The 15,916-nt window shown below is 42.1% G+C and carries 12 protein-coding genes and 1 tRNA gene; 4 read left to right on the forward strand and 9 right to left on the reverse strand.

Going from position 1 to position 15,916, the window contains the following annotated elements; all coding sequences use genetic code 11:
- Positions 1-3: 3 nt before the first annotated feature.
- The 6 genes from RT138_RS12805 to RT138_RS12830 form a co-directional block, all read right to left on the reverse strand.
- Positions 4-1,719, reverse strand: a complete 1,716-nt coding sequence (locus RT138_RS12805) for a sodium:solute symporter family transporter (RefSeq protein WP_313191004.1) — start codon at positions 1,717-1,719, stop codon at positions 4-6.
- Positions 1,720-1,824: 105 nt separating this feature from the next.
- Positions 1,825-2,022, reverse strand: a complete 198-nt coding sequence (locus tag RT138_RS12810) for a hypothetical protein (RefSeq protein WP_185212722.1) — start codon at positions 2,020-2,022, stop codon at positions 1,825-1,827.
- An 8-nt stretch (positions 2,023-2,030) separates the two neighbouring features.
- Positions 2,031-4,469: a PIG-L family deacetylase gene (locus RT138_RS12815; protein ID WP_313191005.1), complete on the reverse strand. Its 2,439-nt coding sequence runs from the start codon at positions 4,467-4,469 to the stop codon at positions 2,031-2,033.
- 299 nt (positions 4,470-4,768) lie between these two features.
- Entirely contained in the window at positions 4,769-5,026 is a 258-nt protein-coding gene (locus RT138_RS12820; RefSeq protein WP_099369797.1) for a DUF6952 family protein, read from the reverse strand.
- Entirely contained in the window at positions 5,007-5,321 is a 315-nt protein-coding gene (locus RT138_RS12825; RefSeq protein ID WP_185212720.1) for a co-chaperone YbbN, read from the reverse strand. The genes RT138_RS12820 and RT138_RS12825 overlap by 20 nt, the downstream gene beginning before the upstream one ends.
- 71 nt (positions 5,322-5,392) lie before the next feature.
- Positions 5,393-6,025 (reverse strand): peroxiredoxin, encoded by a 633-nt coding sequence (locus tag RT138_RS12830; RefSeq protein ID WP_185218618.1) that lies wholly within the window; start codon positions 6,023-6,025, stop codon positions 5,393-5,395.
- A 302-nt stretch (positions 6,026-6,327) separates the two neighbouring features.
- Here RT138_RS12830 and RT138_RS12835 point away from each other — a divergent pair.
- Positions 6,328-6,399 (forward strand) — tRNA-Arg (locus RT138_RS12835).
- Positions 6,400-6,440: 41 nt separating this feature from the next.
- Here the strand turns inward: RT138_RS12835 and RT138_RS12840 are convergent.
- Positions 6,441-7,646, reverse strand: coding sequence for an MFS transporter (locus RT138_RS12840; protein ID WP_313191006.1), 1,206 nt, complete (start codon positions 7,644-7,646; stop codon positions 6,441-6,443).
- 82 nt (positions 7,647-7,728) lie between these two features.
- On the opposite strand from RT138_RS12840, the gene RT138_RS12845 reads away from it, so the two are divergent.
- Complete coding sequence (locus RT138_RS12845; RefSeq protein ID WP_313191007.1) at positions 7,729-8,517, forward strand: AraC family transcriptional regulator; 789 nt, start codon at positions 7,729-7,731, stop codon at positions 8,515-8,517.
- Between the two features lie 37 nt (positions 8,518-8,554).
- Here the strand turns inward: RT138_RS12845 and RT138_RS12850 are convergent, their stop codons facing one another.
- Complete coding sequence (locus RT138_RS12850) at positions 8,555-9,232, reverse strand: hypothetical protein (RefSeq protein ID WP_313191008.1); 678 nt, start codon at positions 9,230-9,232, stop codon at positions 8,555-8,557.
- Between the two features lie 3 nt (positions 9,233-9,235).
- The gene (locus RT138_RS12855; protein WP_313191009.1) at positions 9,236-10,225 is read right to left on the reverse strand and encodes a hypothetical protein; all 990 of its coding nucleotides are present in this window, start codon (positions 10,223-10,225) and stop codon (positions 9,236-9,238) included.
- Between the two features lie 159 nt (positions 10,226-10,384).
- On the opposite strand from RT138_RS12855, the gene RT138_RS12860 reads away from it, so the two are divergent.
- Together RT138_RS12860 and RT138_RS12865 are read left to right on the forward strand one after the other, a co-directional pair.
- Entirely contained in the window at positions 10,385-13,720 is a 3,336-nt protein-coding gene (locus RT138_RS12860) for an SNF2-related protein (protein WP_313191010.1), read from the forward strand.
- A 144-nt stretch (positions 13,721-13,864) separates the two neighbouring features.
- Positions 13,865-15,841 carry an ATP-binding protein gene (locus RT138_RS12865; protein ID WP_313191011.1) on the forward strand — a complete coding sequence of 659 codons (1,977 nt, stop codon included), beginning with the start codon at positions 13,865-13,867 and terminating at the stop codon, positions 15,839-15,841.
- Positions 15,842-15,916 lie beyond the last annotated feature (75 nt).

The raw sequence follows: 15,916 nt of genomic DNA on the forward strand, positions 1-15,916 counted from the left end.
GCATTAAGCCTGGACAGCTTCGATATCCTTTTTCGGAGTACCGCCCATGAAGTACTGCAGGATAAGTCCAATGAGGATCAGTAGTACACATCCGATCAAATTCAACCACAGAAAGGCGACAATATTCATCTGCCAGATCCCTATAACGATAACCTCGGTGATTACCGCCGACCAAAAAACAGCTTTTCCACCGATTCTTTTGATATAAAACGCCACTAGGAATATTCCGAGAATGGTTCCATAGAAAAGGGAGCCTAAAATATTTACGGCTTCCAAGAGGTTTCCCAATTGACTGGAGTAAAGGGCTATCCCAATGGTAAAAATCCCCCAGAATAAGGTGCTGATACGTGAAGCCTTTAAATAATGGGCATCATTGGCATCCCGTTTTACGAAGCGTCTATAGATATCGATTACCGTTGTTGAAGAAAGTGAATTGATGGCACTGGCCGTTGCTCCCATAGAGGCCAAAAAGATAATGGCGATCAAGAGGCCTATCAAGCCTTTAGGGAATGTATCGGTTACAAACCTTAGAAAGATATAGTTCGTGTCATTGGTATCCGCATTTGGATCGTTCTTCTTGATCAGGTCCAGCAATTCGGCCCTCAATCCCTGGTCTTTCTCATTGAATTGCTGCAGGTTGGTCCTTGCATCGTCGATTTTATCATCCTGCTCTTCCTTCAATGCGCTGGTCAGCTGATTGATATAAACGGTTTTTTCCTGGCTTAACTGTTCATGTCTTTGCTTGATATCCTCATACTCCTGTTTATGGGAACTGTTTTCCAGTTTCTCAATGACTTGCTCGTTAAAGAATAGGGGTGGGGTATGGTACTGATAATAGGCAAATACCAAGATACCAATCAAGAGGATGCAGAACTGCATAGGCACTTTAAGCAATCCATTCATCAACAATCCCAATCTGCTTTCTTTTACCGATGAACCTGTCAAATAGCGCCCTACCTGGCTCTGATCAGTTCCGAAATAGGATAGCTGCAAGAAGAAACCACCGATCAATCCGGTCCAGACGGTATATTGATTATCCAGGTCAAACGTAAAGTCAATGGCATTTGCTTTTCCGGACTTTCCGGCAATGTGTAGGGCTTCTTTAAAGCCTATGTCCTCAGGTAGAAGATGGACCACCAAGACTCCCGCCAATAGCAGGCCGGCGAATATGATGGACATCTGTAAGAGCTGAGTGTATGATACCGCTTTTGTACCGCCGTATACCGTGTATATAACCACTAAAGTGCCGATGCCGATGGTCGTCATCACCAGGTCGATATTCAGAATGGTCGAGAGGATAATGGCCGGTGCAAAGATGGTGATACCCGTAGAGATCCCTCTCTGGATAAGGAAAAGGGATGCGGTCAGGACACGGGTCTTGATGTCAAACCTTTTTTCCAAGAATTCGTAGGCCGTATAGACCTTGAGTTTATGGAAGATCGGGACGAAGGTGATACAGAGGACAATCATGGCCAAAGGCAGTCCAAAGTAGAACTGGGCGAAGCTCATTCCTGAAGAGTAAGCGAGTCCAGGGGCGGAGAGGAAGGTAATGGCACTGGCCTGGGTTGCCATTACGGAGAGTCCTACGGTGTACCAAGGTAAGGAACGGTCACTGAGGATATAGCCGTCAATGGTTTTGACGTTCTTGCTTTTGTAAATCCCATAGACCACTATGGAAAGCAAGGTAAGGATGAGTACTATCCAATCGATACTACTCATCCAAAATATCTAGTAAAAATATACATTAGAACTATGCAAACGACTAACCAGATGACAATAATCCAATAGAATTGTCTCCAGCTTCGTACGAATGGCGGTAGTCCTTTATCTGTCATGCGATTTTTGTGGCAATAAAGCGGAAATGAAGATGATTGCAAAAATAAAACCACCGATAAGTCCAGCAATTAAGGATAAAAATGTACCACTTGCAACCCAAGCAGTAAGTGCACCTAAGATAGTACCTACTAATAAGATGATGCCTTTTACGTTGATTTCGTTAGAGTTTTCGATTTGATTTTCCATTATATTTATTAATTTTTTTCGTTCTTAGCCAGCAAATTTACAAATAATCTAGTAGCTCCGGGAACTCCTGCCGGCAATTGTCTGAAAAAAGCCAAAGGCGCATAGACAAACTTCCCTTTTCCATAATTCGCTACCAATAGGGACCCCTTGTTTTGCTCCTCGTTTTTGTCTGCCATACTCAACGGAGCGCGGTATTCAGGGGATATATTGGTTGCAAAATAAAGACCTCTTTCCTGTACCCAACCTTCAAAATCCTTGTCTGTAATTTTGTTGGGATAATTCAGGATAGGGTCATTTGGATCTGTAAAGGTCACTTTTGCATCCTCTTCGGTTACCCTTTCGCGATTGATTTCAAATGGATAGGGACCCAGTTTATTGGTACTCATCCTGGAATTCACATTATATTGCGCCAAGACCGTCCCGCCCTGTTCTGCATAATCCAATAGGATCGGCAACCATTGATTGGCATTCGGACTAACGTTATAGGCCCTAATTCCCACTATGATAGCATCGTATTGTTTTAAGTTAGTGCTGGCAAGCAGATCGCTGTTCAATAGGTCGACCTGAATGCCTATGTTTTCCAATGCTAGGGGAACCAAATCCCCCGCACCATGAATATAGCCAATTTTTTTCAAAGGATTGTTAATTTCCAATGCTTTAACCTTTAGGTTGATGGCCGGAAACCAGGTGATATCTGGTATATGCTGGTAGGCAATTTTTTTGAAACCATAGATTGGCTCACCATTGAGTAGGGGCTGGATTTCACTGCTATCGGTATTTTTGGGATTAGATATCTCGAATGTCTTAACGACCAGACCATGTTCAGGGATGTCTATGGAGGCCTTGTTAGGGACAATATTTAAGCCGTCAGATTGTTTAAAGCTTAATTCCGCCTTTTGGGGCTGCTCACTGTTGTTGCTGATGGTTAAACTAATGGTTTTCTTATCACCCGTTTGTAGCAGGGCTTGCGAAGAGCTGATCGCCGCGGTAAGGGCTGGTGATATGGAGACAGGCTGATAGATTTCGCCTTGTACGGGGTCTACATATCGGTATTCCACGGGCTTATCAACGGTTATGGCCAGGCCATCAACCTCGATCACAAACTTAGTCTGCGGATTATTTGTGTTTTCAGGGTTTCCAAAATTCTGGTCTTCAATATCAAACTTGCCTAATGAGTTTGGCTTTTCTAACCAATAGGGCTGTGTCCAATGGTCTACCTTCTTTTCGGAAGCGTATTTTTTGGTTTCATTGGCCGGAAGGGTTTCTTCCAACAGTTTGCCATCAATGGAAATCAATTTCACCGCTATATCTGCGGCTCTCTTGATGATTTCATTGTTTACAGAAAATGCTTGGTTAACCACATAATTCGGCTTGGAGGCAATGGATTCTGCAACTATGCCGGCACAGGATAGGATAATATCCTCGATATCCTTGATTTTCTGATCTCTATATACCGAAGGCTTCAATGCTTTAACCAATTGATGCAGTGCTACCAGTTCCTGGATGGATTTTTCAGGATGGTTGATGTTGAAAGCGTTCTGTATAGATTGGATCTTGGTTTCGATGTTCTTCACAGGTTCGCCTAGGCGCTCCCAACTTGTATTGATACCTTCAAATAGGTCTTTTGTTGCTTTTTCGCCTTCGACATGGTCAAAATACTCGGTTGTTTTGCCTCGGTTGGAGGCAGCACCGAAACCTTGGCTTTTGTGCTGGGATCTGCTCATGGCAGATATTTCACCATATGAATAGCCCAATAAAGGGTTGTAGTCATTCAGTACGACTTTCAGTTGCTCATCCGAGGTATTGTTCATGCCTCCAAAATTGGCGGTATTCCAGACAATACGCTTGGCTTTCCATGGTTTCAGTTCTTTCAGCTGTTCGGGAAAGCGATTGGGATCTGCTGCTGCTTCGTAGGCCTCCTTGGCCAGGATGGCAGAAGCCTGGTGGTGTCCATGGCCTCCACGGCTATCTGGTGGAAAGCGGTTGATGATCACATCCGGTTGGAGCTTACGGATCATATAGACTGCTTCACGGAGGATATCCTCCTTTTTCCAGAAGCTGAAGGTTTCTTCATGCGTTTTGGAAAAGCCAAAATCATAGGCCGCACTGAAGTATTGTTCCCCTTTGTCGATAGCGCGGGCAGCCAATAATTCCTGAGTACGGATCAGACCAAGTTCAATGCCTTGTTCTGTTCCCAGCAAGTTTTGTCCGCCGTCACCACGGGTCAGGGAAAGATATGCAGTTCTATATTTGCGGTCATTGGCTAAATAAGCGATGAGCCTGGTGTTTTCATCATCTGGGTGGGCCGCGAAATAAAGCGCGGTACCTAGTGTTCCGAGTTTATCGATCTTGAGCTTAATTAAGGAAGCCGAATTGCTCTGCTGCGCAAAAGCAACGGAAAAAGATGATAGGAAAAGGAAGATTAGGCCTAAGAATCTGTGAATCATCCTTAAAAGTAATAAGATTCGTGTAAAAAAATAAAAGGAATCAAAATAATTTGATTCCTTTTACCAACAATTAAAAATCTTCGACTTTAAACCATGGTATTAATTCCGTTGGTTTAATTTTTAGCAGGATGATGCGCTTTATTTTGGTCTAACCTTTAATAAATATAAAAGTAATATAAATCAATTTGATTAGCTGCGGTATTTATAAAAAACTTTTCCACAAAAACACAGTTATGCACAGGCTTTTGTGGAAAAGAAAAATGTGGTCAATAGCTTGACCTTATGATTGTTTATGCGAATTACTTGTCAATGGAGCCTAAAACACGCTTCATAAAGGTGTTCAGGGCTTCTTTTTGTGGCATTCCTTCTTGAACCAATTTGTTGACCTCGATGGCGCCGTACATATTGGAGATCAATTCACCAATTACATCTAGCTCTTCGTCTTTCAATTGAGAGACTTCGGTCAACGATTCCAAGGTTTCGATTGTTTCCAATACGAAGTCTGCGTCGTTTTCGGCAATAAATTCCGTAAGATGTTTAATTATTGGTAACTTCATTTAATAGTTCTGTTAATCCTTCGATTTTATTTGTTTGTACTTGATTGATCAACTTTCCGCCTTTGAAAGCAGCGAAAGTTGGCAGGTTGTTTACATTAGCAAGTTTCCTTGATTCTGGGAACTTCTCCGCATCTACGATTACAAATTTCACGTTGTCGTTTTCACCTGCTAATTTTTTGAACTTAGGCTTCATAATGCGGCAGTTACCACACCAAGAAGCAGCATATTGTACCATCACCGTATCATTGCTGTCGATGACCTCTTGTAGATTGTCTGAGCTTAATTCTTCTAACATGATTTTTGATTTAAGAGTTGATCTGAAATAAAAAGAGGAGGTTGCCCCTCCTCTTTCAGTATGGGGGAATATTAATTGTGTGACAAGTATGAAGCAACGCCATCACGTGTAGCGTTCATCGCTTCTTTACCTTCTTCCCAGTTTGCTGGGCACACTTCACCGTGTTTCTGAACGTGCGTATAAGCATCGATCAAACGGATGTATTCTTTTACATTACGGCCTAAAGGCATATCATTTACTGATTCGTGGAATACTTTACCAGTCTCGTCGATCAAGTAAGTAGCACGGTAAGATACCGCAGAACCTTCAACTAGAGTTCCGTATTCAGGGTGTTCAACCTCTTTCATTTCTAAGATACCTAATACGCTAGATAGGTTGCGGTTAGTATCAGCAATGATCGGGTATTCAACACCTTCGATACCGCCGTTGTCTTTTGCAGTGTTCAACCATGCAAAGTGAACCTCTGCAGAGTCACATGATGCACCGATTACGATAGTGTTTCTTTTCTCGAATTCAGCAACAGCCTCTTGGAATGCATGTAACTCTGTAGGACAAACGAAAGTGAAGTCTTTTGGATACCAAAATAATAAGATCTTCTTGTTCTCTTGTTGTGCTTTTTCAAACAAATTCAAAGTGAAGTTGTCGCCTAAATAGTCAATTGCATCTACTGTAATGTTCGGGAAATTTTTACCTGTAAAACTCATAATAATTTTCTTTTCTTTTTTGTAGTACAAAGATACACTTTTTAACGCCTAAAAATAATCGATAATACTTATTAACTATCGGTTTTATCTATTTAAAACCAGTATCACATATAAGAATGATTTATATCACAAATGGTCTTCTTTTTGATTGTCAGGGGATTATTTGATTGGCTGGGCAGAGAGAAATATTTTGATGGGCAGAAGGGTAGGTTTGACTGTTAAGTATATTTTTAATAGACCTAAACATAAGGAGTTGAAAATAAAATTTGCTCTAAGTCCATAAAATATTAGTTTTGCAGCACGGCCCTGTAGTTCAACGGATAGAATAGATGTTTCCTAAACATTTGATAGCAGTTCGATTCTGCTCGGGGCTACAAAAAAAGCAACTCAATGAGTTGCTTTTTTGCTTTCCAGCTTAATGCTCTTCTACAAACCTTGGCCTTGCTGACCTTCTGCCAAATACCGTCATCAGTACAATCACCAATAACAGGAAATAAAATGAATAGGACCAGGATAAAGCATAATCGTGCAATTTGCCAAATAAGGGTGGGCCAAAAGCTGCAATCAGGTAGCCAATAGACTGTGCCTTCCCTGAAATCTTTATGGTGCCGACCATGGTTTTGCTCCTTGAGGACAGGAACAAAATAGCTAAACTAAATGCCAGACCACCTGCTATTCCTAAAAGTATGGCCGTAAAATAGATGTATTGATCCTTCAATAACAACAGCATGAGTATACCGGCAGAGTAGAGAACTCCGATTAAATAGATCATCGATTTAGGATCTTTCATCTTACTGGCAACAATTGGACTGATGAGCATAACGGGCAGCATCGCCAACTGAAGGATAGAAAACACCCAGCCTGCAGCGGATTTGCTCATTCCATATTCCATCAGTACGGTCGGTAGAAAAGCGACCAGGCAATAATAAACTAATGATTGCAGTCCCATAAAGAGGCTGATGTTCCAAGCTTGTTTGGAACGGAATATATTGAATTTTATGTTTTCTGAAGCATTTACTTGCCGGTTTACTGGTTTATTGCCCCAAAATAACTCTGCAAATACAATCAATAAAGCTATGACCGCGACAATTATCCAGACCGACAGGGATCCTTTCCAGCCGGCACCGGTCCACTCTCCGATGGAAATACTTAAGCCTGATGCCAGGGCTGCCACCAAGTTCATGGAAACCGAAAAGATACCAGTCATTAGCCCGATCTTTGCAGGGAACTCATTCTTGATATAGGCAGGAGTCAAAACATTACCCACGCATATTCCTAAACCTATTAAAACTGAGCCCAAATACAGGGTTGTGATATTCCCCGCCACCCTTAAATACAATCCTAAAATCAAGATCACTAAGGAGTAGATCAGGCCATGCCGGATATTTAGTTTTTCAGTGGCTTTGCTCACCAAAATTGAACAAGATGCAAATACGATGAGCGGAATGGAGGTCAGAAAGCTGGCCTGAATATTATCCAGATCCATTGCCGATTTGATTTCATCCAAGATGGGACCTACAGCCGTTATAGGCGATCTAAGGTTGCTGCCTACCCAAATGATGAGCAATATTCCCAACCATGTATTCCTTGTCGTATGATTTTGTTGCATTTTTTCGTCCATGATTTTACTTGTATCTGATCTTGGCCACAAAGATAAGCTTGTCGTTTTTATTAACTTTGCCATTTACTACATATACAACGACATGAAAAACCTAGCTCATCCGGATAAAAAGATCGGGGAATACGTAGATAATATCAGTGCTGATACCTATGTATGGTATGATGCGCAATGGAAACATGATGATAAAGAGCATCAGCACCTCAGTTTTCAGTTAAACTATGTGACTGAGGGCTATCAGTATTTCCATATTGACAAGAAGATCTATTTAGTTCCCCAAAACCATATCATCTGGATTCCCAGCGCAAAACCTCATAAAACAACTACGGAGTCAAGTTCGGTGAATTTGATGTCGGTTCTATTTAGGGAGGTTCCAAAAGGGGACTTTTTCAGGAGGACCCATGTTTTTCCAGCTCCAGCAGTGTTAAAGGAAATGTTGCTATATGCATCAAAATGGAATAGGGTACTTGATATCGACATGGAGCAAAAGCTCTTTTTGAAAGCTTTGTTATACAGCCTGCCTAACTTTTGTGAAGAGAGTATGGCCTTAGAAATCCCAGTCCCTTCTGATGAAAGGTTGATCCCGCTATGTAATCACATCAATAGCAACTATAAGTTCAGTTTTGATATCCAAGCCTTGGCGGAAATGGCAAACCTATCGGTCAGGACTCTTCAAAGAATATTTAAGAAGGAGACGGGAATTACATTACAGAAATATTTACAGTTAGTGCGGATATTAAAAAGTATCGAACTTCTCGATACCAGAAAATATACCCTGACGGAGATTGCCTATAAAGTAGGGTATCAAAGTCTATCTGCTTTCAGCCTTTCCTATTCCAGTTTAATGAAGGAAGGGCCTAAGCTTAAGCAATGATCCTATTATATGGGGGTGCAGTAAGAGAAAAGGCCTTCTACCTTCTCTCAGTCAAATTACCATCCACGTCAAAGTAGAGATAAACATCTTTTCTAGGACCAGTGATGGAAGAATACCAATGGGTCACATCTATATTGGCCACCTTCATGTGAACAAAATAAACATGGTCTGAAGGGGTGCCGCCCTCAATATCCTTGCCTTCTTCAATCAGGATATCGTGGATTTTCTTTACGGTAGAAAACTTAACTTTATCCAATGGGTACAAAAGATCGACCATCTTTAAGTTTCCTGAAACCTTTACAGGAGTAGGATCCAACCACATCCCCTTTGAGTAGGTGTAGGTGTCAATGTTTTCGGGCTTATCGGGGTCTTGTATCTTGATGCTGATTCGGCCACCTTGGAAATCAAAGAAATATAGGTCCTGGTGCATCATGATCTTTTTACCTTTGAACTTCGGCAGGTTCATCAGTTCTGCCTGAATCTTGTCCAATTCTTCAGCACTTGCATATACGCTTTGCTCCTTTTTTTCGTCAGGGTCTGTGACATCAATTGTTACCGAGGAAGAACTGCTTGTCCTTTCCATGGAATGGTCGCTTGCTTCCTTTTGTTGGCGAGGTTTCATAGTGTCCTCAAAACTTTTCTTGATCTGCTGACAGGAAGAAAACAATGCAAGGATTGCAATGCAGGATATAATATGATAAAAAGTCCTTTTCATAGATTAATCGACAACTTCAATGGATTGCGGGTCTTCCGCATCGTATAATATATTTATTTGGTTCCCAACAGCAATTCCGGAAATTTCCAGGATGCCGTACAACTTCTTAAAAGAAGCTACAATGGTTTTCCCTTTGTCCTGAAACTCTATTGTAACCATTATTTGAGGCCTTTCATTGACTGAAAGGTTCGTTTCTTGAGTCGCCACTATGGTTGCGACAGCGGGCTTCCCATAGAGAAGTAAACGATCCGATTTATTGGATTTTGGCAAAAAAGAATTGAAAATAGAGAAAACCCCGAGATATATCAATGCCAGAAAAGGCGAGAGAATAAAGGGGTGCCCAAAGGACAGATAGCGCCATCCTGCGCCTTGGCTCTCATAGAGCATTCCATAAATCAATAGCCCTATGGGAGTCAATATCAATACCGCAAGGACGGAGTAAGCATAGATCAACATGCTTTTGTCGATTTTTACCTTTCCATCTTCCAACATTATCCTTGGTTTTTTTGGATCTGTGCTGACCATCAACCCAATATCTTTTCCTACTTGGTAGCGGTTCATTTCAGGCTTGGTATCAACAAACGGTAAACTAAATGTCAACTCTGATTTTACTAGGTTCACAAAGGAGATCTTAATCATTTTGCTTTCTCCATCGGCAGTTTGCTGCAAGATCCTTTGTTCGACTATTTTGCCCTTAATTCTTTTACCCTCTTTTATTAGGTCTTTATTATCTCTTTTAGCTTTTAAAAGGTTGGAAAGGGATCTCTTAAAAAACAGGTAGATTACGGTAAACCAGAGGAGTAGGCCCAATCCTAAATAAAAGAAAGCGGTTGCGGAAGATTTATCTAAATCGTATTTCCAATCGCCTTGTTGCGAATGGATTAGGATCGGAAGGCCGATGGCCATCAATAATAAGAAGATGGTACCATAGGATAATCCAAAGACTACATTGAAAGTCTTAGCAGGATTTGGTCTGTGGTTTAAGCTACTCATTTTAAACACAATATAAATAAAATTAATCCATGAATTAAAACAAATGTTATTATTCTATAGATTTTTAATTTTGTTGAATCTTTTGGCAATTAATATCAACAAAGCAATCTCAAAAAGATCAAATTTTCGTATTCTTACTCCTGCATTCAATCCACTTCCATGGGAATAGATAAAGAACATATTCTTCCAGCCTACAATTTCAGCAAGCTTTCCGTATTTGAAATGCTCAAGCATGTCGAGCGGGCAGGCTTTATGGACAGTAAGGATTACAGGAACATATATCCCGTCAGCATAGAGTTAAACTGCGGGGTCTTTACAAAGGCTGTTCCAGGCCTTGTTTACCCTAATGTATCGGTGCTTCAGTTGCAGGATCGAATTGTAACAAGTTGTTCCTGTGGAAACTATTCCAAGAAAATGTGCGAACATCAGGGCGAGGTCATACATGCCATCTTGGAAAAGGAAGAGTACCGGGTTTTCTTTGATGCCGAACTTCGGGAAAAAACATTGAAACAATATGCAAAGCCTTATGGTTTAGATAATGAGCCCGCTCTAGATCGCTACTTTGATCTGCACTATGTGGATGGAAAACTGTCGGTAGAGCCTAAGATCCAAGGTTTGTTGCCCTATGACAAACAGGCCATGGCAAAGGGACTAAGTCCAAAACAAGCCAAACTAAAAACAACCGCTCAGGATATTTTAACAAAGAAACCCTTTATCCTGATTGACAAACACCGGTATTACAATCAATTGAACTTTCAATTGATGAAAGCCGATCAGACTAAGGCCGGGAAGATTAAAAACCCTATCGAGGCGATGGATCCCATGGCCCAGGTTTGGAAGACCAATGAGCCGGAGCTACTGAAGTTTTATACGGCGATCCATAGCTTTCAGAATAAATACAATGATGACGAACTTGATCTGGATGCCGAACCCTTAAAGCAGATCATAAAGAACCCTTTGGGTTTAGACTTTTACATCCATGACAGCAAGGTATCCGAATCACTTTCTCCCAAATCCCTAGCCTTAGTAAAGTTAGAACAGCTGCAAGCTGAAATCAGGCTAACGGTCCTTAAAAAAGAGCCTTTCTATGAAATTACAGGAGAATTGCTGTTCAAGGATAGCATATTAGGATTCAAAGAGCTGAACATCCGCAACGATTATCTGCTTTATTATCGCAAGACCCTCTATTTTATCGATAATCCAGACCTATTGCGGGTCATCAAGTTTTTCAAGGCCAATAATGAAATCCTGATCTTACATGCCAACAAGTATGAGGAGTTCTTCCAGGATATCCTTTCGCCATTAGAGCACATCCTGCAGGTCAATTACAGCTACATCAAGCAAGCGACCCCTGCACAGCTGAAAGAGAAGAGCTATGAGCAACAGAAGCTCATCTATCTCGAACAGGACGGCAATTACATTTCCATAGTGCCAGTCATGAAATATGGGGAAATAGAAGTGCCTACAACCTCAAAAAAGCAGCTTTTTGATACCGATCAAAACGGCAATGTATTTCAGCTCGAAAGGGATTATGTTGAAGAGGATAAATTAGTTTCCAGCATTATGGAAAAGCATCCGGATTTCGAAAGCCAGGTCGTGGAAAGGAATTATTTCTATCTGCATAAAGATAAGTTCTTGGATGACGATTGGTTTATTGAAGTCTTTGATGAATGGCGTGAGGAGGATATTTCCATATTAGGCTTCAGTGAAATCAAGAACAACAGGATCAATGCGCATAAAGCCAAAATCTCGATAGAGGTTATCAGTGGCTTGGACTGGTTCAATGCCAAGCTGAAGGTCGGATTTGGAAACCAACAGGCAGCCTTGAGGCAGATCCATCGGACCATACGCAACAAGGGAAAGTATGTACAGCTTGATGATGGCAGTCTGGGATTGCTCCCTGAGGAATGGATCGAGCGAATTGCAGCCTTCTTCCAGATCGGAGAAATAGACCAGGAAATGATTAGCATTCCGAAGATTAACTACTCTGAGGTTTCCGATCTGTTTGACAAAGAGATCATGGGCAAGGAAGTGCAGCATGAAATCGAATTGTTAAAAAGCGACTTTTCATCTGAACTGAAGATCATACCGGTCCCAACCCCGAAAGACCTGAAGGCCGAACTAAGGGAATACCAACAAGAGGGCCTTAACTGGCTCAATTTCCTTGACAGCTACAACTTTGGAGGTTGCTTGGCAGATGATATGGGATTGGGAAAAACCATACAGATCCTGGCCTTTATCCTTTCCCAAAAAGAAAAGCATGGTCAAAAAACCAACCTGATTGTGGTTCCTACTTCACTTCTTTTCAATTGGGAGGATGAAATATCAAAATTTGCACCCTCGCTGCAAGTAATAAAGCATTATGGACCAGACCGGGTAAAGGATGTCGACCAATTTGAAAACCATGATGTGGTCCTCACGACCTACGGGATGTTGCTTTCCGATATCAGGTTCCTGAAGACCTTCAGATTCAATTACATATTCCTGGATGAATCCCAGGCAATCAAGAATCCGAATTCTGAAAGATATAAGGCAGCCCGGCTGTTGCAGGCAAGGAACAGGATCGTGCTGACAGGAACCCCGATCGAGAACAATACATTTGATCTCTATGGGCAGCTCTCCTTTGCTAGCCCAGGCTTATTGGGCAGCAAACAATTCTTCAAGGACACCTATGCTATTCCTATCGACCAATTCCAGTATACCAAAAGGGCGATAGAGCTGCAGGAAAAGGTGAAGCCATTTATCCTTCGGCGGACAAAGAAGCAGGTGGCCAAGGAGCTTCCGGAGAAGACAGAAATGCTCATCTATTGTGAAATGAACGAGGAACAGCGGAAGATCTATGAGGCTTATGAGACAGAACTGCGCGAATTTATATCGGCCAATGAGGATGAAGATATCAAGAAAAACAGCATGCATGTCCTTACAGGGCTTACCAAGCTGAGGCAGATCTGCAATTCTCCCGTGTTATTGAAAAAGGGGCACTCCGCAGAAAATGCCGTAAAGGTTGAAATCCTATTGGAGCAGATTGAAAACAAGTCCAAGGAGCACAAGATCTTGGTCTTTTCGCAATTTGTAGAAATGCTGGATATCATCAAGCCCGAATTGGAAAAAAGGAATATCCCCTTTGAATACTTGACGGGGCAGAGCAAGGATAGGGGCAAGAGGGTCCATAACTTCCAGAACAATGAGGATGTCCGTGTCTTTCTGATCAGTCTAAAGGCCGGCGGGGTGGGCTTGAACCTTACTGAAGCTGATTATGTCTACCTTATTGACCCTTGGTGGAATCCTGCAGCTGAAAATCAGGCTATCGACCGCTCCTATAGGATTGGGCAGACCAAACATGTGGTGGCCGTTCGACTGATCTGTTCTAATACCATCGAGGAAAAGATCCTGAAGCTTCAGAAACGGAAAAGCCAGCTTGCCCAAGATTTGATACAATCAGAAAACGCCTTCTTCAGCTCACTCAGCAAGACCGATATTTTAGACATCCTTTAATAGGCAAGCTTGATTATCAATTAATTGATAATAAATCCTTTGGAATAAAATTTCCTTCGATTCAATTATTTTGTACATTTCCCTTAATTTCAATAATTTAGTTGATAACAATTAACTACACTAGCTGATTTTTCAACCTTGACTATGAAGTATATTATTTCCCTTTGCCTATTATGCTGCCTGACCCTATCTGCTTTTTCACAATTGGTTATCCGAATTGATGAAGATCATGAATACCTGAAAACATTGGAAAAGAGACTCCTGGACGCCCAGACGGATAGTGCCAAAGCGATGACGGCTTTCCGGTTATCCTATATGTACAAGAAGTATAGGAACATGGACCTGGCCAAGCAGCGTCTGGAACAGGGGGTAAAGTATGCCCAAGGGAATAACCTCTTGGAAGGGATAGCCAGTTACAACGAAGCCCTGTATGGTATCGGTCTGGAGGACATGAGCAAGATAGAAAACAACCTTAACCGTAGTGATAGCCTGCTTAAAGACATACAAGATCCAGAAGCCAAGAAGACCTTGAGTGGACTATGGATAATGCGTGGCGTCCTCAGCCAGCTAAAAGGGAATGAGAAAGGCGGTCTAGAGTCTTACATTAACCATGCGCTTCCCTATGCCAAGGAATCCAAAGATAAGTTCAGCATTGCCAATGCCAATAAATTCGTGGCCACCAGTCTTTTAAACGCGACTGAGCGGGTTCGGGGAAATGACTACCTCAAAAATGCACTTGCACTCTTCAAGGAAGCTCCTGCCGAAAGTGAGATCACGAAGTTGGAAGGCATACTGGAAGTAACCATCTTACTAGCTGAAAACAACCTATACCTGAATGACCTGCATTCCAGCAAAGCCTATTTGGATGCCGCTTATGCAGTATTGAAGGACTATCCTGAATCTAATGTTTTCCTGTTCTATTATTTTCCCGAAGGGGTTTATTATGAAAAGATGGGTAAATATGTACAGGCGATCAACAGCTTTGACAAGGCCATCGCTTTTCAAGGCTCCGGTCCTGAGAACTTCTACATCAACCGTTCGAAATTTGCCAAGTTCAACCTATTGCGTAAGATAGGCAGGAATGCGGAAGCTATCGATGTGATGCAGGACCTGCTGAAAAGTACAACCCTGCTGCCTAGTGACCGTAATTCCTATGCCAACCTTTTGGCCGAGACCTATGCCAATACCGGAAACATGAAGGAGGCCTATGAATGGTCCCAAAAATACATCACGGTAAATGATAGCTTGCATGCCGCAGATTACAAAAAGGATATGCTGGATATGGAAAACAAATATCAGTCAGCAGAAAAAGCCAAGCAGATTTCCCAGTTACAGGCAGAGAAACAGGCTGCCGAGCTGGTACAGAAGAACCAGAGGCTTTGGGTGCTGCTCCTTGCAGTCGGAGCTGCGGTACTCTTGTTGGCCTTCCTATACCTGAACAATATCCTGAAAAACCAGAAACGGGCCAATGAATTTAAGTTCAAGGAATTGGAACAGCAAAGGGAACTGCAAGTGACAAAAGCCTTTTTGGAAGGGGAGGACAAGGAACGGCAAAGGATCGCCCAGGACCTGCATGATGGCCTTGGAGGTGCACTCTCTGGCATCAAGATGAAACTATCTGCCGTGCAGAACAACTTCCAGGAACCTGAAATAGACAGTTCCGTCGATCAGCTGGACCGATCCATTATCGAACTGCGTCGAATTGCTCACAATATGATGCCCTCCAATCTCCTGCGAAGTGGGCTGGATGTTGCCTTAAGGGATCTCTGCAGTGCCCTTTCCAGCAGCAGGACCGAAATAGAGCTGCAAACCGAAGGCTTAGACCCCAATTTAAACCAGCATTATCAGGTCAATATCTATCGCATTATCCAAGAGCTTCTGAGCAATGCCCTTCGCCATGCAGATGCCAACCATATCCTGGTCCAATGCATACAGAATGATGAGCAGATCTTGATCACCGTCGAAGATAATGGCAAAGGATTCGACCTTTCAAGAGCGAAAGCCTCCAATGGAATGGGCCTCAACAATATTCAGAACCGTGTCGACATCATGAAAGGAAGCTTGGATTATGATGTCATGCCAGAAGAAGGAACCATAGTGAATATTGAATTGACGGTGTAACCCTTAAGAGCTACATTTCGATTCTGAACGATTAGTGAGGAATCTGTACGCTGTTTTTTTAAAAAGAGATTGTCA

This window comes from Sphingobacterium sp., from assembly GCF_032065005.1.
Lineage (GTDB): Bacteria > Bacteroidota > Bacteroidia > Sphingobacteriales > Sphingobacteriaceae > Sphingobacterium.